14 protein-coding genes and 1 tRNA gene are annotated in these 20,755 nt (G+C 38.9%); 7 read left to right on the plus strand and 8 right to left on the minus strand.

What is annotated here, in order from left to right; all coding sequences use genetic code 11:
- Positions 1-50: 50 nt before the first annotated feature.
- Entirely contained in the window at positions 51-1,313 is a 1,263-nt protein-coding gene (locus AC52J8_RS12705; protein ID WP_069036846.1) for a GGDEF domain-containing protein, read from the minus strand.
- A 149-nt stretch (positions 1,314-1,462) separates the two neighbouring features.
- Between AC52J8_RS12705 and pyrC the strand changes: the two genes are divergently transcribed.
- The 4 genes from pyrC (at position 1,463) to AC52J8_RS12725 (ending at position 5,527) form a co-directional block, all read left to right on the plus strand.
- Positions 1,463-2,497, plus strand: coding sequence for a dihydroorotase (gene pyrC, locus AC52J8_RS12710; RefSeq protein ID WP_005070491.1), 1,035 nt, complete (start codon positions 1,463-1,465; stop codon positions 2,495-2,497).
- On the plus strand, positions 2,482-3,144 hold the full coding sequence (rnt, locus tag AC52J8_RS12715) for a ribonuclease T (RefSeq protein ID WP_002117536.1): 663 nt from the start codon (positions 2,482-2,484) through the stop codon (positions 3,142-3,144). The genes pyrC and rnt overlap by 16 nt, the downstream gene beginning before the upstream one ends.
- Before the next feature lie 18 nt (positions 3,145-3,162).
- A tRNA-Glu gene (locus tag AC52J8_RS12720) sits at positions 3,163-3,238 on the plus strand.
- A gap of 174 nt (positions 3,239-3,412) precedes the next feature.
- A complete protein-coding gene (locus AC52J8_RS12725) occupies positions 3,413-5,527 on the plus strand; it encodes a TonB-dependent siderophore receptor (RefSeq protein ID WP_086400142.1) in 2,115 nt (704 codons plus the stop codon).
- Positions 5,528-5,568: 41 nt separating this feature from the next.
- On the opposite strand, the gene AC52J8_RS12730 is transcribed toward AC52J8_RS12725, so the two are convergent.
- From AC52J8_RS12730 to AC52J8_RS12755, 6 genes are all read right to left on the minus strand, one after another.
- Positions 5,569-6,813 carry an NADH:flavin oxidoreductase/NADH oxidase family protein gene (locus AC52J8_RS12730; protein WP_086400143.1) on the minus strand — a complete coding sequence of 415 codons (1,245 nt, stop codon included), beginning with the start codon at positions 6,811-6,813 and terminating at the stop codon, positions 5,569-5,571.
- 188 nt (positions 6,814-7,001) lie between these two features.
- Positions 7,002-8,597 (minus strand): ABC transporter ATP-binding protein, encoded by a 1,596-nt coding sequence (locus tag AC52J8_RS12735; protein WP_086400144.1) that lies wholly within the window; start codon positions 8,595-8,597, stop codon positions 7,002-7,004.
- Positions 8,572-9,582 (minus strand): ABC transporter permease, encoded by a 1,011-nt coding sequence (locus AC52J8_RS12740; RefSeq protein WP_086400145.1) that lies wholly within the window; start codon positions 9,580-9,582, stop codon positions 8,572-8,574. Before AC52J8_RS12740 ends, AC52J8_RS12735 begins: the two co-directional genes overlap by 26 nt.
- Entirely contained in the window at positions 9,582-10,634 is a 1,053-nt protein-coding gene (locus AC52J8_RS12745) for a microcin C ABC transporter permease YejB (RefSeq protein ID WP_197738934.1), read from the minus strand. Before AC52J8_RS12745 ends, AC52J8_RS12740 begins: the two co-directional genes overlap by 1 nt.
- Before the next feature lie 31 nt (positions 10,635-10,665).
- The gene (locus AC52J8_RS12750) at positions 10,666-12,501 is read right to left on the minus strand and encodes an extracellular solute-binding protein (RefSeq protein ID WP_197738935.1); all 1,836 of its coding nucleotides are present in this window, start codon (positions 12,499-12,501) and stop codon (positions 10,666-10,668) included.
- Between the two features lie 15 nt (positions 12,502-12,516).
- Positions 12,517-15,732: a lytic transglycosylase gene (locus AC52J8_RS12755; RefSeq protein WP_086400146.1), complete on the minus strand. Its 3,216-nt coding sequence runs from the start codon at positions 15,730-15,732 to the stop codon at positions 12,517-12,519.
- A gap of 233 nt (positions 15,733-15,965) precedes the next feature.
- Here AC52J8_RS12755 and dnaQ point away from each other — a divergent pair, with 233 nt between their 5' ends.
- The 3 genes from dnaQ (at position 15,966) to nudC (ending at position 19,862) form a co-directional block, all read left to right on the plus strand.
- A complete protein-coding gene (gene dnaQ, locus AC52J8_RS12760; RefSeq protein WP_086400147.1) occupies positions 15,966-17,345 on the plus strand; it encodes a DNA polymerase III subunit epsilon in 1,380 nt (459 codons plus the stop codon).
- Positions 17,346-17,475: 130 nt separating this feature from the next.
- Entirely contained in the window at positions 17,476-19,119 is a 1,644-nt protein-coding gene (locus AC52J8_RS12765; protein WP_086400148.1) for a chemotaxis protein, read from the plus strand.
- Positions 19,119-19,862, plus strand: coding sequence for an NAD(+) diphosphatase (nudC, locus tag AC52J8_RS12770; RefSeq protein WP_005070517.1), 744 nt, complete (start codon positions 19,119-19,121; stop codon positions 19,860-19,862). Before AC52J8_RS12765 ends, nudC begins: the two co-directional genes overlap by 1 nt.
- A 28-nt stretch (positions 19,863-19,890) precedes the next feature.
- On the opposite strand, the gene AC52J8_RS12775 is transcribed toward nudC, so the two are convergent.
- Complete coding sequence (locus AC52J8_RS12775) at positions 19,891-20,754, minus strand: alpha/beta hydrolase (RefSeq protein ID WP_014206106.1); 864 nt, start codon at positions 20,752-20,754, stop codon at positions 19,891-19,893.
- Between the last annotated feature and the right edge of the window lies 1 nt (position 20,755).

Raw genomic sequence — 20,755 nt, forward strand, 5'->3', positions numbered from 1 at the left:
AATAAAAAAGCCACCGACAAAGGTGGCTTTTTTATTTCAAATATTTGCTCTTAAACAAGTTCTGTCACTTCCAAAGGTTGATAATAAATCTGGTTACGTCCAAGCTGCTTAGCCCGATACAAAGCTTGATCCGCAGCATGAATTAATTTTTCCTGATTTACTTTAAAACCTTCTGTATAAACAGTAAAACCTAAACTAATCGTGACATGCTTAGAGACTAAAGATGCTGCATGAGGAATCGCTTGTCGCTCAATCGCTTTATAAATATTTGCAGCGACGGCATAGGCGCCTTGAGCAGGTGTTTTCGGTAACAGTACGACAAACTCTTCTCCACCATAACGGGCAACAAAATCAACATGCCGAATCGAATTTTTAATTGCAGCGGCAATAGATGAGATGACTTTATCCCCCATTTGGTGTCCATAAAAATCGTTATAATTTTTAAAAAAATCGATATCAATAAATAAAACAGCCAATGGACGCTTTTCTTGCTTTGCACGATAGTAAAAAAAGTCGAACATCTCATCAAAAGTACGTCGATTTGAGATATTAGTCAGTGCATCTTGCTGGCTTAAATGAAGCAATTCAGATGCCTCAATACGTAAAATCTGTTCGTTAAGCTCAGCAAGCTGATTATTTAAAAAGAGACTTCTTTCTCTAGAGGTAAGCATCGTGCTAATTGAAAAACCTAAAATACAACTTCCAAACAGCGCTCTTCCCAAAGCAATAAAATCACAATTCGCTTGCCATAAAATCAGTAGGGAAAAAACACAAAAGGCTGCTGTTAAACCTACATACAGCATATGTAGAGGCTTTATACCGCTTAAAATGAAACCAAGCATATATAAGAAGGAAAGTAGTAACATCGACTGGTTTTTAAGAGCGACATTTCCTACGCTAAGGAGCAACATTGCATTGATAATAATAGTCAAAAATACAATGCCACATGCAGCGATATAAAAATATTCAGTGAGTTTTTTAAACTTTGCAAAAACCCAAAATAACAGCAGTGCACAAGCAATATTAATTGCGCTAAGTAAACAGTAAATAAAATCCCAAGTAATATAAGGTACGCCTATGACCAAATAGTCTGTAGGTAGAGCCAGCAATATGAAAATGAGATAGGTTAAAACGCCACTTGCTAAAAACTTTGAGATATTCTGTTTAGTTCGCTCAAGATTTAGACACCAAAATTTTTTTTCTAATTGATGTGGCAGAGGTATATTGGCATAACGATGGGTATGTAGAGTTACTAAATATTCTATTTCTTCTTTTGCTTTGAGTAATTCATGTACATTTCCCCTATTTGCCACTACTTGATTCCTGCCTCTCACACATTAACAAAATATAACATTATTTTTTAAGACCTCTGGCGCTTTATTTTGCCATTTGTCCGTAATTCCCGTTACCATTTTCACACTTTATCGATTATCATTTGTTTTATTTCGAAGTTTGAACTGCCTTGGACTCTATTACCCTGCTCCAGCCAGATGACTGGCATGCACATTTACGTGATGGTTTAGCATTAAAACGTACTGTACCTGATTTGGCCAAACAATTTGCTCGTGCGATCTGTATGCCAAACCTTGTTCCACCTGTAAAAACTGTGGAAGAAGCATTGGCTTACCGTGAACGTATTCTTGCTCATGTTCCAGAGGGTCTTAACTTTGACCCACGTATGGTGCTTTATTTTACTGATTTCACCTCACCAGATGAAGTTCGTAAAATTAAAGAATCTGGACATGTAAATGCTATTAAACTTTACCCAGCAGGTGCGACCACCAACTCTGATAACGGAGTAAGTGACATCCGTAAAGTTTATGCAGTCATTGAGCAACTAGAAGAGCATCAAGTTCCGTTATTACTTCATGGTGAAGTGACTCATAACCACGTTGATATTTTTGACCGTGAAAAACGCTTCTTAGATGAAGTTCTATCACCGTTATTAAAACAGTTTCCAAAACTTAAAGTGGTACTTGAGCACATCACAACAAGCGATGCTGCACACTTTGTTTTAGAACAAGACCGCAATGTGGCTGCAACGATTACACCTCAGCATTTATTATTTAATCGTAATGATATGTTGGTTGGTGGTATTAAACCGCATTTCTATTGCTTACCAATTTTAAAGCGTCAAACTCACCAGACCACTTTGCTTGAAGTTGCAACGAGCGGTAACCCTAAATTTTTCTTGGGTACAGATAGTGCTCCTCACTCGCAAAATGCAAAAGAAAATGCGTGTGGCTGTGCGGGCTGTTATAGTGCGCCTAATGCAATTGAACTTTATGCTCAAGCATTTGATCAAGTAGGTAAACTAGAACGTTTAGAAGGTTTTGCTAGCCACTTTGGCGCAGACTTCTACGGCCTACCACGTAATACTTCTACCATTACCTTGGTAAAAGAAGATAACCTCGTTCCAGAATCTTTTGATTATTTAGATGATCAAAAAATTATCCCGCTGCATGCCGGGAAAACGCTGCAATGGAGAAAAGTGTGACACAAGAAACCTCTGTCCCGGTCATTGGCCAACGTTTTCGTGGCTTCTTACCTGTTGTTGTTGACGTTGAAACGGCAGGTTTTAATGCCCAGACAGATGCATTGCTAGAAATTGCGTGCATTCCAATTGTGTATGATGCTCAGGGACAATTTGTCCCTGGTCCAGCATTTCATGCACATATTAACCCGTTTGAAGGGGCTAATCTCGATCGTCGTTCGCTAGACTTTATTGGTATTGATCCATTCAATCCAATGCGTATTGCAATGGCTGAAGATGAGCGCACTGCATTACGCCGTATTTTTAAATCGGTGAATGAAGTCCGTAAACAGCAACACTGTACACATGCTGTCTTAGTGGGCCACAATGCGCATTTTGACCTTGGTTTTGTACAAGCAGCAATTGCGCGTACAAGCACAAAAAACCAAAACCCATTTCATAGCTTTTCAGTGATGGATACGGTTACTTTAAGTGCTGTTATGTTTGGACAAACTGTGCTTGCGAAAGCATGTATTCAAGCTGGAATTGAGTTCGATGGCAAAGAAGCACACTCTGCTTTGTACGATACTCAGAAGACTGCTGAACTGTTTTGCTATATTTTGAACAAACTGTCACCTTACCTCCTTGACAGTTTGGTGGCGGCTTCTTAAGATACCGCCATCCTCAACGTCCCTATCGTCTAGAGGCCTAGGACATCGCCCTTTCACGGCGGTAACCGGGGTTCGAATCCCCGTAGGGACGCCATATTCTCTTCTTATAAAATTCCTTTCTATTTTATTTTTATATTTCTAATTTTCTGTATTTCCAAATAAAATACACTTGTGCATATATATCACCGAGCCAGTATTTCCTTTACATAGATTTACAATATAATAATTCTTATTTTTATACTGATATTTATTATCAACAAGGTTTTAAATGGATCTTAAGCTTCGCCTCCTCTCCCTGAGCATCGCTCAACTCTGTTGTATCTCAAGTACTTTCGCAGAAACCAATAATTCCTCAACAACGCTCGCTACGATTAAGATTAAAGCTCAACAGGCAGCTGACCAAACTTATAAAGTCGATAGTTCAGGTAGCGCAACACGTAGTGAAGTCGCATTAAAAGATACGCCTCAATCCGTCAGTGTAGTAACTCAAAAAGTAATTGAAGATATTGGCGCAACACGTTTGATTGAAGCGCTTGATTTAGCTGGCGGTGTGACTCGTGCTAATAACTTTGGTGGTCAAGGGTTAACAGGCTTTAACCTTCGTGGTTTCACTAGCGGTGAATTTTATCGTAATGGATTCCCAATTAACCGTGGTTATCCAAATGCTCCAGATAGCAACACTATTGAACGTGTAGACGTTTTACGTGGACCCTCTTCTAGCTTATATGGTCGTGGTGACCCGGGTGGTACGTTTAACTTAATTTCTAAAACACCAAAGTCTGAACAACAAACCACTTTAGGTGCTCAGCTTAACAGTGAAGGTTTATATCGCACCACGGTAGACACAACAGGTACTATCCCGAATGCAGAAAATATCGGTTATCGCCTAAATGTGATTGCAGAAGGTGGTGATAGTTATCGTGATCATGTCGAGTCCAAACGATATGGAATTGCACCAGTCATCCAATGGCAAGCTTCTGATGCAACCAAAGTTACTTTTGAAGCAGATATTTTACGAAATCAGCATCCACTTGATCGTGGCCAAACACGCTATGCAGGCCAGAAGTCTTTTAATAGTTCACCCGAAACCTATTTGTGGGAAACAGGTAAATACAACAACCGACTCTACAATGATAACAATATGACTCAATTACGAGTCGAACACGACCTTGGTAATGACTGGAAGCTGAATGCTGGTGTGCAATATTTAAACGGCAAATTGTATGGCTATGCGGTAGAAGCAAATGGTATTCAAAATGACGGTGAAACTTTAGGCCGGAATTACAACTATCGCGAATTAAAATGGCAAGATATAGATGCCCAAATTAACTTAACAGGTAATTTCCAGCTTTTAGGTTTAACACATACATTAGTGACTGGGCTTGAATATGAAAACTATGATTACAAGTCATATATTATTCGTTCAAGTGGAGATATCGGTAGCTACCCTATTAATATTAATGATCCTGTTTTAGGACAAACACAGCCTGAGCTTAATCGGGTTACGACCCATGACCGCGAAAATTTAAAAACAACTGCCGTTTTTGCACAAGACCAAATCGAATTAAATGAACGTTTAAGTGCACTGCTGGGTTTGCGTTTTGAGCACTACGAACATGATTACAAAAATCTTTTACCGAATACAGCAAACTGGAATACCAGTCATGATGCATTTATTCCGCGTTTAGGTTTGGTTTTTAAAGCCCGTGATGACCTTTCACTCTATGGCAATGCTGCGAAATCTTTTAAACCTAACCCTGGTGCTAGCCGTAATGGAGAGGGATTTGACCCAGAAGAAGGCATGGCTTATGAGTTAGGCTTTAAATGGCAAGCACTCTACAATATGTTGTCGGTTGACTCTGCGATTTTCTATGCCAATAAAGAAAATGTCTTGACGGATGATCCTTTATTTCAAAATTATAAAGTTGCTGCTGGTAAAGTTCGTAGCCAAGGTATTGAGCTAAATGTTGCAGGGCAAATCACTCCAGCTTGGAAAATTATTGGTGGATATGCCTATACAGATGCAGAAGTCAGCAAAGATAATACTTTGAAAAAAGGAACCACTTTAGCCAATATTCCAAAGAATAGTTTTAATCTGTTAAATATCTATGAATTTCAAGATGGTCCTTTACAAGGCTTAGGTCTAGGCATTAATCAAAAATATATTGATAAGCGTGCAGGTCAAACAGCTAATAGTACTTATACAATGAAAGGTTATGCAGTTACAGATTTGGTTTCTTATTATCAGGCAACACCAAAACTTCGTATTAACTTAGATCTGAAAAATCTTTTTGACAAAGTTTATGATGAAAGCGCTTTCAATCTATATGCATATCCGGGTGAATCACGTACTGTTCAATTAGGTATGAGCTATACGTTCTAAAACAAATACGCCATTTCAGCTAGTGAAATGGCGCATCAGATTTATGCAGACTTACGTGAATTAACTTGTCCTTGAATCACCGCTTTAATATTGCCTTTGGCGTAATTTAAAAACACTACCAGTGGTGAAAGTTTTGGATTTGGCTTTTTACCTTTGCCAATCGTTTTAAATTGAGCTGCATACCAAATAATTTCCATAATTGCCATCTTATCAACAAATGGTAAGCCTGTTTTAATTGGTTTTACTGCATAGCGAACATCTTGCCCTGCAATTAAACGCTCAGTTAAATCAGTTTCTACTGCAAATGGGCGAGCAATACCAATAAAGTCACATGCACCACTTTCAAGTGCGGCATTCATACCCTCTACAGTACGGAAGCCACCTGTCACCATGAGTTTACACTTAACATGCTGGCGGATTTTCTCTGCAAAATCTAAAAAGTATGCTTCGCGTGCAATCGTACTTGCTTTACGTTTGTCGGCCTTAGCTCCAGCCATTGCTGGTGCTTCGTAAGTACCGCCTGAAATTTCAATTAAATCGATACCAGCTTCATCCACTGCTTTAAATACTGAAATTACATCTTCTTCGCTAATACCGCCACGCTGGAAGTCAGCCGAGTTAAGCTTCACTGAAATGATAAAATTATCTGAAGTCGCTTCACGTACCGCTTTATAAACCTCTAGTAAAAAACGAGTACGATTTTCAACTGAACCGCCCCACTGATCTGTACGCTTATTGGTTAATGGTGATAAAAACTGACTAATTAAATAGCCATGTGCACCGTGTAATTGCACCCCTTCAAAACCTGCTTTTTCACAAATGTGAGCTGCTGTCGCAAAACGTTTAATAATATCTAGAATTTCGTCATGAGTAAGTTCACGTGGCGTTCCAAACATGGTTGCTAAAGCTGGGCTAAAAGGTACGGCTGAAGGTGCTACGGTTTCTTTATTTAAACCTTTTGGACACTGACGACCTGGATGCGATAATTGAATCAACTGAACCATGCCATATTTTTTACCTAATGCCGCCCACTCTTTTAAGCGCTCTAGGTCACGTTCAGTTTCAATAACAACAACACCCGGTTCATTTTTTGCGCTGGCATTTACCATGACATTACCCGTAATTGCACAGCCAAGCTCACCTTTTGCCCATGCACCATATAAACCCAAATGTAAGTCATTTGGTTGGCCTTCATAATTTGCAAGTGCCTCACTCATTGCACCTTTAATAATTCGGTTTTTAAAGGTGGTATTACGAATTGTGATGGGTTGAGCAATCTGGTTCATGGTTAACCTCTGTTCTTTGAATTTTAGAGCAATTACTCTAATTTAAATGAGTTATTGGGCATGTCAAGTCATAATCGATAACTGACAATAGCACATGTCAATTTTAAAAAAAATTAAAATATGCAACTTTTTGCACTAGAAGTTTAACCATAATTTATTTATATAAAACAATTACTTAATATAAATATTTAAAGAGATGCTGTAATTAACTGTTTCGTATATTCACTTTGAGGCTTAGAAAATAAGAGTTCAGTTTCCTGATATTCAACAACTTTTGCATGACGTAATACCATCATTTTATGGCAAAGTGCTTTTACTATATTGAGATCATGACTAATGAAAATATAACTTAACTGCTCAGTTTGCTGTAATTGTCTCAACAATTTGATCATGGCTTTTTGCGTGGTCCGATCTAAGGCAGAGGTAGGTTCATCCAGAATTAAAAGTTTAGGTTGAACTACCAAAGCTCTGGCTAAGGCGACACGTTGACGTTGGCCACCTGAAAGCTCATGTGGGTAACGATATTGAAAATCTTCAGCCAATTCAACTTTTACCAAAGCAGATTCAACTTGCTGTTTGATCTCGTTATCAGCTACGGCTTTCACTTTCAATCCTTCCGCAATAATCTGCCCTACTGTCATACGCGGGTTTAAACTTCCAAATGGATCTTGGAAGACAAGTTGAAAATCTGATCTCATCAAGCGTAGGGCTTTGGGCTGTAGTTGATTTAAATCTTGACCTAAAAAAACAATCTGCCCTTTGCTCTGAATAAGCTGAACCAAAGCGAGGGCTAAAGATGACTTACCCGCACCACTTTCACCAACTACCCCAAGTGCTTCACCTTGAGCAAGGTCAAAACTCAAATCTTCTATTGCGGTGAAATACCCTTGAATGCGATTTAAAATTCCTTTTCTTATAGGAAACTGCACGCTGAGTTGTCGAACTGATAAAACATTCTGTTGAGCAGGTCTAGACTCTACTTTTCCAAAATCATGATCTAACAACTGTGCTGTATAAGTTGTTTTAGGATTTGCAAAGATTTGGCTCAGTTCACCTTGCTCTACGACACGCCCATTTTGCAATACAATAAGTTTCTCAGCATAGCGATGCACTAAATTGAGGTCATGGCTAATTAAAATAAGTGCCATCCCATATTTGCTTTGCAAAGATTTTAATAGCTCTAAAATCTGTATCTGTAAAACCACATCCAACGCAGTAGTAGGTTCATCAGCAATCAAAATTTTAGGCCGAAGCGCCAATGTCATCGCGATCATGACACGTTGTCTTTGTCCACCAGAAAGCTCATGAGGATAACGTTTTAACATTTGTTCTGGTTCAACAATTCCCACATCTTTTAGCAGTTCTAATATTTGCTGTCGAACTTCTTGTTTTGAAAAACCAGATAAAAGAAGATTTTCCCCTATAATTTTTTCAACCCGATGGAGCGGATTTAATGCAGTAGCAGGCTCTTGAAAAATCATAGCGATTTGTCGACCACGTAAATTTGATTGAGCTCTTTCATCTAGCTCAAGCATATTTTGTGAACCAATCCAGACCTGCCCCGTTATTTCTAATTTATCTTGTAGCAAGCCCATTATTGCTAAGCAGCTCATCGATTTACCTGAACCACTTTCGCCCACAATAGCCAATGTTTCCCCTTCATTTAAGTAAAAATTCAGATCTTCCAATAAAACCTTTTCGTCTTTAGTTTGAACCGAAAGTTGCTCTACTTTTAATAATGTTGACGTGGGATTTAAATTATTTTCTTGGGTCAAAAGCATCACGAGCCGCCTCCCCAATATAAATTAGAAGTGAAAGAACAATCGCCAGACTAAAAAAGCCTGAAATTGCTAGCCATGGCGCATCTAAATTATTTTTACCTTGAAGCAATAATTCACCTAAAGAGGCAGCATCTGGCGGTAGTCCATATCCTAAAAAATCAAGAGCAGTTAAAGCGCTAATATTGGTCGTTAAAATAAAAGGTAACTGAGACAAACTCGAATTGATCGCATTTGGCAAAATATGCCTAAAAATAATCGCACGATCAGTCACTCCCAAAACTTGGGCTGCACGCACATAATCTAACTGGCGAGCTTTTAAAAATTCTGCCCTAACAATGCCCACCAAAACGGTCCAGCCGAAAAATAGCATAATGAAAAATAGCCAATATACATTTGGAACAAACATACTGACTAAAATCATAACCATAAAAAGCATGGGTAAGCCATTCCAGACCTCAACCAAACGTTGCCCCAATAAATCTACCCAACCGCCATAATAACCTTGAATGGCACCCACGGTAATTCCAAATAAAGCGGAACAAAAGGTTAAAGCTAAACCGAAAAGCAACGATACTCTTAAGCCATAAAGAATACGGGCAAGAACATCCCTTCCTTGATCATCTGTTCCCAACCAGTTTTGCTTGGAGGGTGGTGATGGCACAGGAACTGCCAAATCTAAATTGGGCGTTTGATATGAAAATTGAATGAGGGGCCAAACTGCCCATCCTTTAGTTTCAATAAGCGCTTGTACGGCGGGATCTTTATAGTCAGCTTCTGTTTCAAACACTCCACCAAACGTCGTTTCCGGATAAGTTTTCAACACAGGCAAATAGTACGAATCTTCATACTTCACTAACAACGGTTTATCGTTAGCAATCAGCTCCGCGGCTAATGACAAAACCAAAATCAGACTAAATAAAATAAAGCTGGCCCAGCCCAATTTATGCTGTCTAAAACGCTGTAATCGTGTCCGCACAATCAAGGACATTATTTGCCTCCTTGCGCATCAAAGTGAATTCGTGGATCAATCCATTGGTACAACACATCACAAATGAGACGTAAAATCAGGCTAAATACAGTAAAGAAAAATAAGACACCAAAAATAACAGGATAGTCGCGCTGAACAATCGCTTCAAAGCCCAACAACCCCACCCCATCTAGGTGAAAGATAATTTCTACAAACAGGTTACCCACAAAGAAAATACCTGCTAACGCTTCTGGCAATCCTGCGAGCACAACTAAAATGGCATTACGAAAGACATGCTTATATAAGACTTGTTGGCTGTTCAAACCTTTTGCATATGCTGCCAAAACGTAGGGTTTATTGAGTTCTTCTAAAAATGAGTATTTAGTTAAATAGGTTAAACTGGCAAAACCACCCAATACCATCGTAATCAGTGGCAGAGTCATATGCCATAAATAATCGGTAACTTTGCCCCATAAACTAAGTTGATGGAAGTTATCTGATACTAAGTTTTGTAATGGAAACCATTGAAAATAAGACCCACCTGCAAAAAAAACAACTAACAAAATAGCAAATACAAAACTTGGTACAGCGTACCCCACCACAAGCACTAAAGAAGTGGATCGATCAAACCAAGAGCCCTGCTGCTTTGCCTTTTTAATTCCCAGAGGAATAGAAATGAGGTAAATCAGCAAAGTACTCACCAGCCCAAGTGAAATGGAAACAGGCATTTTTTCCCACACCAATTGTACAACCGGTTTATCTTTAAAGAAACTTTGTCCAAAATCTAAAGTTAAATAGCCTTTTAACATTAGAAAAAATCGTTCAGGGGCAGAACGATCAAAGCCATACTGTGCCTTAATTTGTTCAACCATTTCAGGGCTTAAACCTTGAGCACCTTGATAATAAGTTTCTGCACTTAATGCACGACCAATTCCCAAATCGCTTTGTGCCTGATGTATTGCTTGCTCAACTGGTCCACCCGGTGCAATTTGCACAAACACAAAGTTAATCAATAGAATGACAAATAATGTGGGAATCATTAAAAGAAGTCGCTTGAGAATATATGAACCCATATAACAGGATTTCCTTTATGGCAGGTGCTTTTTATTGTTGATGTAGATATTTGGCAACTGTTTTGGCTTTGTTTGCATCACTCCACCAATATTCTATCCCAGAAGAAAGTGCTGGTTTAATTTTAGGTTGTTGATACATATTCCAATAAGCATACCAGTTTTCACCTTTACCATAAGTCGGGATTTGATAATAACCAGCTCTAAGCAATCGATCGAGAATGCGAGTATAAATAACCTGCTGTTCACGATTTTTACTCGCAACGAGTTTTGAAATCACTTGATCAATTACTGGATTGCGAATTCCAGCATAATTGTAATTTCCATCCTGAGCTGCGGCGATACTCCCCCAAAATTGAGTCTGTTCATTTCCCGGATTGAGAGATTGAGGCAAATTCATTGTGGTCATATCAAAATCGTAACGACGAGTCCGTTCTAAATATTGCGGAGCATCAACCTGACGCAAATTAACTGCAATACCTAACTTTTTTAAGTTACGAATAAAAGGTAAAAGTGTTCGTTGTTTACCATCTTGCTGAATTAAAAACTCAAGCTGAACTTTCTTGCCCTCAGGGGTAAAGAGCTGCCCTTCTTTAACTTTATAGCCAGCTTGTATAAGCAATTGGCGCGCAGTTAATAAATTCTGACGGTTAAATCCACTCGCATCAGACACGGGGTATTTCCAATTTGCTAAAACACCTTGCTGCATGATTGGAGATAACTTAGGCAATAACGGCTTTAACAACTCTAATTCAGTTTTTGAAGGTCGGCCTGTTGCTGCTAATTCACTATTTTCAAAATAACTTTGTAGGCGCTGATATTGTCCATAAAACAAAGCTTTATTCTGCCATTCAAAGTCATAAGCATAGGTTAAAGCTTGTCTAAAACGAATATCATTTAAAGGTTTTCGTCGCGTATTAAAAACATAGCTTTCAGTGGCGATAGGATTATGATGACGAAACTTATATTGAGTAACCAACCCTGCTTTTACGGCTGGAAAACGGTAATCTGTTACCCATTTTTTTGGGTTAGTTTCTTCATGCAAAGTGTATTGCCCAGATTTAAATCCTTCAAAAGCAATATCCCAATTTCGATAATAGACATATTTTAATCGGTCAAAGTTATAACGCCCCTTATTAATAGGTAAATCTTTTGCCCAATAATTCGGGTTTCGTTTATAACTAATGCTTCTACCCGGATCGATTCGTTCAACTACATACGGTCCCGAACCAATAATCGGTTGTAAAGTAATGCGGCTAAAATCTCTTTTTTGCCAATCTGCTTTTGAATAAATGGGTAAGGTAGCCAAAATAAATGGCATTTTAGGGTTATGGATAGACTTAAAACTAAACTTTACTTGATGAGTATTTATTACTTCGGTTTTAGCCAAATCAGCAAGATACATTTGCAAACCTAAATTAGATTTAGTCTGATAAGCATCAAAACTAAATTTAACATCTGCCGCAGTGACTGGCTGCCCATTACTAAAACGCGCTTTAGGATTTAAATAGAAAGTCACTGATTGCGTTTTTTCTGGGTCATAACTCACTTTCTGAGCCAAAAGCGGATATAAAACTCCAACCTCATCAAGTGATTGGGTCATTAAAGTATCAAAAAGATAATTAACGCCTTCTGTAGCATTCCCTTTCCCATTCATACTATTGAGGTTATCAAAAGTTCCTTGAGCTGCCTGACTTAATAGGCCACCTTTAGGTGCATTAGGGTTTGCATATGGCATAGCCATCATTTCTAAATACTTAGGCTTAGAATGAATCGCTATATATGAAGTGGTTTGCTGTGCAGAAAAAACACTATGGGAAATGACACTGAGCCCGACTAGCAGGCTCAGTTGAAAATTTAATTTATGCATAAGTGGCTAATTATTTTACAAATTAGGCACTTTAATCACATCACCAATGCGAAGCTGAGTAGAAGGCGTTAAATTATTCAGCTCAGCCAATAAATTGGTTTCTAAACCATATTTACTCGCAAGACCGATTAAAGTATCACCACGCTTCACTTTGTATTCCACGACAGTTTTTGGAATCACAATATTCTGACCGCGCTGTAAGTTAGCATTTGCTTTTAATGCATTCATTTCAGCCAGTTCACGCACTGAAATACCCGCACGGCTCGCGATACTATTTAAAGACTCACCAGATTTAACTGTATATCTTTCAGTGTTTTTACCAGCAGCAACCGTTTTAGTTAAAGACTTAGTATCTACTTTAGCTGTTTCAACTGTAGGCACATCACCCGTTAGCTTTAAACGCTGCCCCACACGAACGCTACTGTTGCGTGAAAGACCATTTAATGAAGCAAGGTAGTCCAACTGTAAGTGGTAGCGATTAGCAATATTACCTAAGCTATCACCAGATTTAACTGTATAAGTTTCTGGTGTTTCTTCTTTGGCGTTTTTAGAAGATTTAGTTGGCGCTTCTTCAACCGTACCTGTTAGTTTTAAACGTTGACCAGCACGCAAACCAGCAGTACGAGACAAACCGTTTAGGTCAGCCAAATAGCTTGTTTGCAAATTATATTTACTCGCAATCGCATTTAAGCTATCGCCAGACTGTACAACGTATTGATCTGGAACACTTAAGCCTGCCGGTACTTTTAAAGTTTGACCAAGCTGCACATGGCTATTTGCTTTTAAGTTATTTAACTCGGCTAACTCAGCTAGGCTAATTTTTGATTTAGTTGCAATACTAGATAAAGTATCACCACGTTGTACTTTATAGCCTTCTGTTTTATAAGAAACACTTGCCGATGCTTTCTCAGATTTACTAGAAGCCTTAGTTTCAGCAACTTCATCTACAGAAATATCTTGTGTAGGCACATTAATTTTTTGGCCTACCATCAAGTTACTGCCCGCAGTTAATCCCGGTGTTAATTCAGCAAGTTCCTGATTAGAGAGCGCATAACGATCTGCAATCAATTTAAGGTATTCACCGCGCTTCACAGTATAGCTCTTAGTTGCTATACGTTTTGCACTTGCCTGAACAGCTTTCGGTTCTGCTTTAGCACTTGAGCGACTATTTTTTGGTTCTTTTAACTGTAGTTTTTGCCCAACAAATAAGCCATCAGTCACTGATAAATCGTTATATTCAGCCAATTGTCTTACTGACAAATTAAACTGGTTAGCCACACCACTTAAGCTATCGTTAGCCTGAACGACATATACATCTGGTTTAGCTGTGCTTTTTGAAGTCGTTTGAGCTTCTTGTGGCTTAGCGTCATAAAGATAAAGCGTTGAACCAACATATAACGTCTTTTCAGGGTCAATCTGGTTCCACTTAGCAACATCGCGCCAGTTTACGCCATTTTTCATCGCGATAACGGCTAAAGTATCTCCCGGTAAAACTGTATAGGTACTACGTTTGCCTTTTGGCTGCACAACCACTACATCTGTGTCAGTTTTAATGTAAGGCTTGTCTTTATTGCGCTGCCCATCTTCAGAGTTAGCTACAGTCACATCTTCAGCTAAAGTTTTTGGATATGCAAAACCTTTACTTACTTCTTTACCTTGTTGCTCTGCAACTGACTGACTTGTTTGAATCGCAGTTAACTTAATTTTGCCATCATAAGGATCAACAATTTCTGTTCCTTGTGGTGCAATAGCTTTTAACTCAGCAACTACTTGATCTTTTTCAGCCTGCGTTGGTTGTGGCTCTAAAGCTTGTTGAACTGTTTCTTTCTCACCTTCAGCTCGAACTGCCGCTAAAATCTTTTCACGTTCTGCAGCCGAGATTGGTGGCTCTGTCTTCACTTGCTTAATATTTGCCGCAGGTGTCACAGCAACAGGAATACGTGGAGCACTTGGTACATCAGCCGAAGCTGCAAACGCGGCTAAAGCATCAGACCCACGAGGAGTTGAAGTTTTTACCGTGGTAGAGCTGCTCGTTGTTTTAGTAGGTGTTGACGGTTTAACTGGTTGCACCTGATTTGCAGGCGTGGTTTTAATTGTCACAGATGTTGAAGCACTTACATCTGGCTTAGATGGTGAAGTCACATTTGCCCACCAACCTGAACCACCGCCAGACTTCATACCTTTTAATTTATTATCAATTGAAGGACTTAAATCGGCTGGAATCAAGATACGCATTGGACTTGCAGGGTCTACCATTTCACCACGATATCCTGGGTTTAATGCATAGAGTTCCGAACGACTTAATCCAGCTACAGAAGCAATTTCATTTAAAGATAAAGGTGCAGATAAAGTCACTTCACGGAAATGGGGTCTATTTGCAATTGGTGGTAAAGAAATACCGTAAGCTTTTGGATTTTTAATAATTTGGGCAACAGCCAAGAAACGAGGAACATAGTTCATGGTTTCTTGAGGTAATTTTAAAGACCAATAATCAGTTGGTAAACCTGCTGCCTGATTTCGGTTAATTGCTTGTTGAATACGTCCCGGTCCAGCATTATAGGCTGCTAAAGCAAGCTCCCAAGAACCGAATTGATTATATAAGCTTCCTAAAAACTCATAGGCAGCACGGGTCGACTCAACAACATCTCGACGGCCATCATACATGCCTGTTTGCTTTAAGCCATAAATACGGCCAGTACTCGGAATAAACTGCCATAAACCTGCTGCTGCGGCACTACTTGTTGCAGCTGGGTCATATGAACTTTCAATTACAGGTAAGAGTGCAAGTTCTGTCGGCAAACCACGGCGTTCAGCTTCTTTAACTGTATGGTACAAATAACGACTTGCACGGGCACTTAAACGATCAAGATAAGGCTGACGAGAAATAAACCAACTACGCTGAGCTTCAATACGTGAATCCCAATGGTTCAAATCCATTTTGAAACCAACAGACATACGTTTCCAGACATCACCATGCTTTAAAATAAGCAGACGGTCACCCTCTACAGCACGCATATCAGTTGCTGAAAGTAAGTCTTCCAATGAATCAAGACTACTCGCATCTAAATAACCTGCACCACTGACCTGTTTCGATTTTGAGGTTTTTGCAGATTGCGGAGTCGATGAACAGCCTGTTGTAATACCCAACGCAGCTAACGCAGAGCTAAGTACGGTAATTTTAAACAATGATGCTGCAGATGGCTGCCACACAAATGTGGTTGGTTTATACATAAAAACTTCCAAACAACTCGCGTAATATTTTTTTGGGGTCTGCCCACAAACCCTAGGTCTTCGATGCCATTGTAGTAAAGCATGCAAGATAGACAAGGCAATAATTTAATGTCATTTGCATGGAAATGTTACAAGAAATTAAAAAAACCTTGCTTTGATACGATGGAACCGAACTTTTTGCGTATACAATACACCATATTCAGTTCTTTTTCTTTTAGTTTAGGTTTCGATTTATGTCTCAAACAATCACACTGTATGTTGATGGTGCATGTCGTGGCAATCCGGGTTTAGGTGGTTGGGGCGCGTATGTCATTACTGAGCAGGGTGAACATAAATTATTTGGCGGTGAGCCTGATACGACCAATAACCGTATGGAACTCACTGCTGCCATTGAAGGTGTTTCATTTTGTCCAACCGATGCACATTTGATTATCTGGACAGATTCAAATTATGTGAAGCAAGGTATTACTGAGTGGATTCATGGTTGGAAAAAGAAAAACTGGAAAGATGTAAAAAATCCTGACCTTTGGCAGAAATTAGATGCTGTCTGTGCAGGTAGAAATATTGAGTGGAACTGGATTAAAGGCCACGCAGGACACCCTGGCAATGAAATGGCAGACCAGCTTGCTAATTTAGGTGCAGACAAAACTGCGAAAGAACTCAAGCAACCACAGTCTGCCACTGTATCGCAAGATATAAAAAAGCCTGAACAGGACTGGTTGCTAGATGACCCTTTCGGGTTTGAGCTAGCTGAGGCAACAGAAGAAGAAAATATTCATCTTGAAGCATCTGAAGAAGTTGAGATGATTATTGTGGAAGAAGAAATTATTGAAGTTGAAACTGCCGAACAAGAAAGTAAGCAGTCAACCAACAACATTCATCCTCAAATCGTTGTGACCGAAGCCAAATTAAAATTACAAGGGCCTCGACAACTGATTCTCGATACGGAAACTACTGGTTTTTATTTCCAAGATGGCGACCGCATTATTGAGGTGGGCGCGATTGAGATGATTAACCGTAAGCTTACGGGTAGCTCGATTCATATTTATATTAACCCACAAAAACCAGTGGGAGACTCAGAAAACATCCACGGTATCAGCGATGATTTCTTAAAAGACAAACCGCTCTATGCGGACATTGCTGACACCTTATTTGATTATCTCAAAGGTGCAGAGATTATTGCCCATAACGCGACCTTCGATATGAACTTCCTTGATATGGAGTTTAAGCGCGTAGGACTTCCTGCACTTTCTGAAGTATGTGAGGTAACAGATACTTTAGCTTTAGCGAAAAACAAACATCCGGGACAAAAAAACTCCCTTGATGCGCTTGTAAGACGTTATGAAATTCCAGCACGTGACCGTACTTTCCACGGTGCATTACTCGATGCTGAAATTCTTGCTGATGTTTACTTGGCAATGACTGGTGGTCAGGTTTCTTTTGATATTGATGCCTTATCTCAGAGTGAAAATAGCCAGCAAACAACCAATAGAAGCAGAGTTCAAATTGATCTTCCTGTAATTTACCCTTCAGATGAAGAGTTAAATACACATGAGACTTGGGTCAAAGAATATGAGGAAAAACACGGAGAACCTTGCCTTTTTGCAAAATAAATTTTTGATTCTTTAGTGTTTTTAGCTTTTCCCCTTTGTAAGTTAAGTTATATTAGTCGCATAGATTTTTAGCTCAAATTATTGAGCACTATGAATATAACAATTGATTTTTTTGCAAAGGGGAACGTTTATGTCTGAGCATACGTCGATTCATTTCGATCCAACAGCTTTACTCATCATTAAACATGAAATTGATCGTTCAATAAAACTGGTTGAAGGTGCAGTAAGTACCTTAATTGAAGAACAAACCCTCCCTTTTGGTATTGATGATGCATTAGAACAGTTTAAGCAATGCACTCAAGTTCTACGCTTAATTGATGTTCCTTATCTTGCAAAAATCACTCAATATTCGACTGAGTTGATGCAAAAAATTATTGCGAATCCAGCCCAAATCAATACGGATGATGTTGTTGCCCTAAGCGAAGGCACGACCATGGTAAAGCGTTATATTGAATTTATCTGTTTGCGCGAAATACAAGTTCCACAGTTTCTTCTTACGACCTTAAATAATTTAGAATTAGCTTTAAATAAACCACTGACTACATCGGGACAAGCTATTGTTCCTTTACTTGCAAATACTTCGCTTGAACTACCCTTGCCTGAAATATTAATTAGTGAAAAAACTCAGTTCATCCATCAACTATACAAACTATCTCTACACCAATTTTTAAACAAGACACCATCAGCTCAGAATTTTCAAGCCTTTAAACTTATTGCAACCTATTTGGTCAGCATGGCGAACACTCAGCCAAGCCAAAAATATTGGCAGCTCGTCAATTACGCTTTTAACCATATTGATGACCTACTTTTAAATGATTCACGCCTACGTGTACTGATTAATATTGAAAGTCATATTGCTCTATTTTTGACAGCACCCGAAAGTTTTGAACCTAATTTAGCGGCATTCGCAGATATTTTAAGTATTGTCATCGCTCAAGAAGATGAGATTGCTCACCATATTCGTAACCAACTTCATATTGGTGATGAAACACCGACTGATACTCAATTACTCGTTTTAAGTCGCCATCTTTTTGGTCCTGACTTTGATACGATGCACACGGTCAGCCAATTAATCTTGGATGAAATGAATAAGGTGCGGAACGATATTGAATACAACTATCAAAATATGTCGCCTGAAAAAGCACAGCAACTACAAACAAGCCTTTTGCAGTTAGCTTATACTTTTAAACTCCTAAACCTTGATGAAGCCGCATCTGCTCTTTCTCAACAAGCCAGCAGTTTAAGTCAACTTAACATTTTAAGTAATGAAAACTATGCTCAGCAGCTCATGAACAGCATTTTATCTGCCATGAACTCAATTGGTATTTTGGTACGCAATTACACGTCAAATCGTCTACAACTTAGCGTGAATAATACGGCTATTTCTTTAGATCGTCTTGATGAAGCTCATCAAGCTTTGCTTACCGAGACAAAAAATTTAATTGATTTTATCTGCCAAAGTCTTACGTTGTATGCCAGTGATCAGACACAAAATATTGAAGCGATTGCAAGTTCATTAAAAGAGTTAGCAGGTGCAGCCGAATTTTTAGGAAGCACGACGCAACAACATGCTTTACTCCAAACTGCCCAATTTGTTCAAGAGCAACTTGAACAAAATCAGTCTTTTAATACAGACCAAATTCACTGTATTTTTAATGTATTAGCAGGCATTGACATGTTAGTTGACAATTTAAAAAATAAACAACCTGTTCTACAATCCATGTTTAATGTAGCATTGTCGAGTAGTCAACAACTTCAAAAAAAGGCAGCTTAATGTCTGAATTATCACTTGCTTATATTTTCCATCATCAACAATTACTGGTTGACCAGAATCTCCAACTACCCAAAGTCGAAAAGTTAGCAAGTGATTTACTTTTCACTCATGATGAGCAGGTCATTGCACGTGACTTGCTTGCTGAGGAACCTATCCCCGAAGGCTTACAACTTGTCCCAATTCGCCAGCTTATTACCAGCTGGTCGAAAGAACAGTTTTTGCAAGCGAGCCGTGCTGTTCAATTACTTGAATGGCGACGTAACCATAAGTTTTGTAGTCACTGTGGACATCCGACAGAAGTTCATCCAACCGAATATGCAATGGTATGCCCTTCTTGTCGCTACCACCAATATCCTCGTGTAAACCCTTGCATTATTACCGTCATTACTCGTGGTGATGATGAAATCTTGCTGGCTAAATCAGTTCATAACAAAACCAATATGTATGGTTTGATTGCAGGTTTTGTTGAGGTGGGCGAAACACTTGAAGAGGCAGTACAACGTGAAGCCTTTGAAGAAGTCGGTTTAAAACTTAAAAATATTCAGTATATGTCCAGCCAGCCTTGGCCATTCCCAAGTAACCTTATGGTGGCATTTCGGGCAGAATATGAGTCGGGTGAAATTAAGCTTCAAGAAGAAGAAATTGCAGATGCCCAATTTTTCAAAATTGATCAATTACCTGAGATTCCGTTTAAAGGAAGTATTGCTCATTCAATGATTATGCAGATTACCCAAGCTGGGTAATCTGCCGTGTTTTAAACGAGACTCTCGTTTAAAACACTTCTTCGAGAAAATGTAAGATCGTTCTTTTCGTTCTGAAATAGTGGCTAATAAAGCTAGAAAGACTGGCCAAAATTGTAATATGTCCAGTTTTAGGAATCACAGCGATATGGCTGTGATTTCCACTCTGTCTTAAAGCCCGATCCAAATCCAACGTATTTTCTTTACCGACAAGCTGATCATTTTCAGCCATGAGCAAGTAATGTTTAATACTATTTTGATTGACGAAATAGTATGGCATCACCTCTTGATAAGAAATACTTTGATCAAAAGCATCTTCTGCAAGTGGATCACCCTTATAATCAAAATGATAAGGTCCAGCTAAACCAAAAATCGCCTTAATATTACCTAAACATTGAATAGGATTTGGCGTTGGGTGATAAACAGCAGACATTACATTAAATGCTCCTGCCGAATGTCCCATAAGCACAACATTTTCTGTAGAAATTTCTAGTTTGTCTTGGTTTTGATGTAAATAATTCAATGCCTGAGTCAGGTCATCAACAAAACTCGGAAAAATATTTTTAGGAGCTAATTGATAGTTGATAACTGCAACGTCATAGCCTTCTTTAGCAAACGTCTCACCAATAAAAAGATAATCTCGCTTATTACCATGTTGCCAAGCACCACCATGTACAAAAACAATAAGAGGCTGATGTGCTAGTTTTTTAACAGATCGATAAATATCCAAACGGTGACGCGGCTTTAGACCATAACGTACATTTGCGACCTGTTCAAAACCATCTTTTGGCGTAAAACGGTTTAAAGCAAAACTCCCCAAATCATAAAGGCGGAACTCTTTATAAAGAGTTCGCGCCTGTTCAATTTTACTTTGTAGTTGTTCAATCAGATTCATA

The sequence above is a fragment of the Acinetobacter sp. S-1 genome, from assembly GCF_059579785.1.

Excerpts from the sequence above, each read along its gene's own strand:
- rnt (WP_002117536.1), top strand. The coding sequence starts at position 2,482 with ATGGAGAAAAGTGTGACACAAGAAACCTCTGTCCCGGTCATTGGCCAA.
- AC52J8_RS12725 (WP_086400142.1), top strand. The coding sequence starts at position 3,413 with ATGGATCTTAAGCTTCGCCTCCTCTCCCTGAGCATCGCTCAACTCTGT.
- AC52J8_RS12730 (WP_086400143.1), bottom strand. The coding sequence starts at position 6,813 with ATGAACCAGATTGCTCAACCCATCACAATTCGTAATACCACCTTTAAA.
- AC52J8_RS12740 (WP_086400145.1), bottom strand. The coding sequence starts at position 9,582 with ATGTCCTTGATTGTGCGGACACGATTACAGCGTTTTAGACAGCATAAA.
- AC52J8_RS12745 (WP_197738934.1), bottom strand. The coding sequence starts at position 10,634 with ATGGGTTCATATATTCTCAAGCGACTTCTTTTAATGATTCCCACATTA.
- AC52J8_RS12750 (WP_197738935.1), bottom strand. The coding sequence starts at position 12,501 with ATGCATAAATTAAATTTTCAACTGAGCCTGCTAGTCGGGCTCAGTGTC.
- AC52J8_RS12755 (WP_086400146.1), bottom strand. The coding sequence starts at position 15,732 with ATGTATAAACCAACCACATTTGTGTGGCAGCCATCTGCAGCATCATTG.
- dnaQ (WP_086400147.1), top strand. The coding sequence starts at position 15,966 with ATGTCTCAAACAATCACACTGTATGTTGATGGTGCATGTCGTGGCAAT.
- AC52J8_RS12765 (WP_086400148.1), top strand. The coding sequence starts at position 17,476 with ATGTCTGAGCATACGTCGATTCATTTCGATCCAACAGCTTTACTCATC.
- nudC (WP_005070517.1), top strand. The coding sequence starts at position 19,119 with ATGTCTGAATTATCACTTGCTTATATTTTCCATCATCAACAATTACTG.
- AC52J8_RS12775 (WP_014206106.1), bottom strand. The coding sequence starts at position 20,754 with ATGAATCTGATTGAACAACTACAAAGTAAAATTGAACAGGCGCGAACT.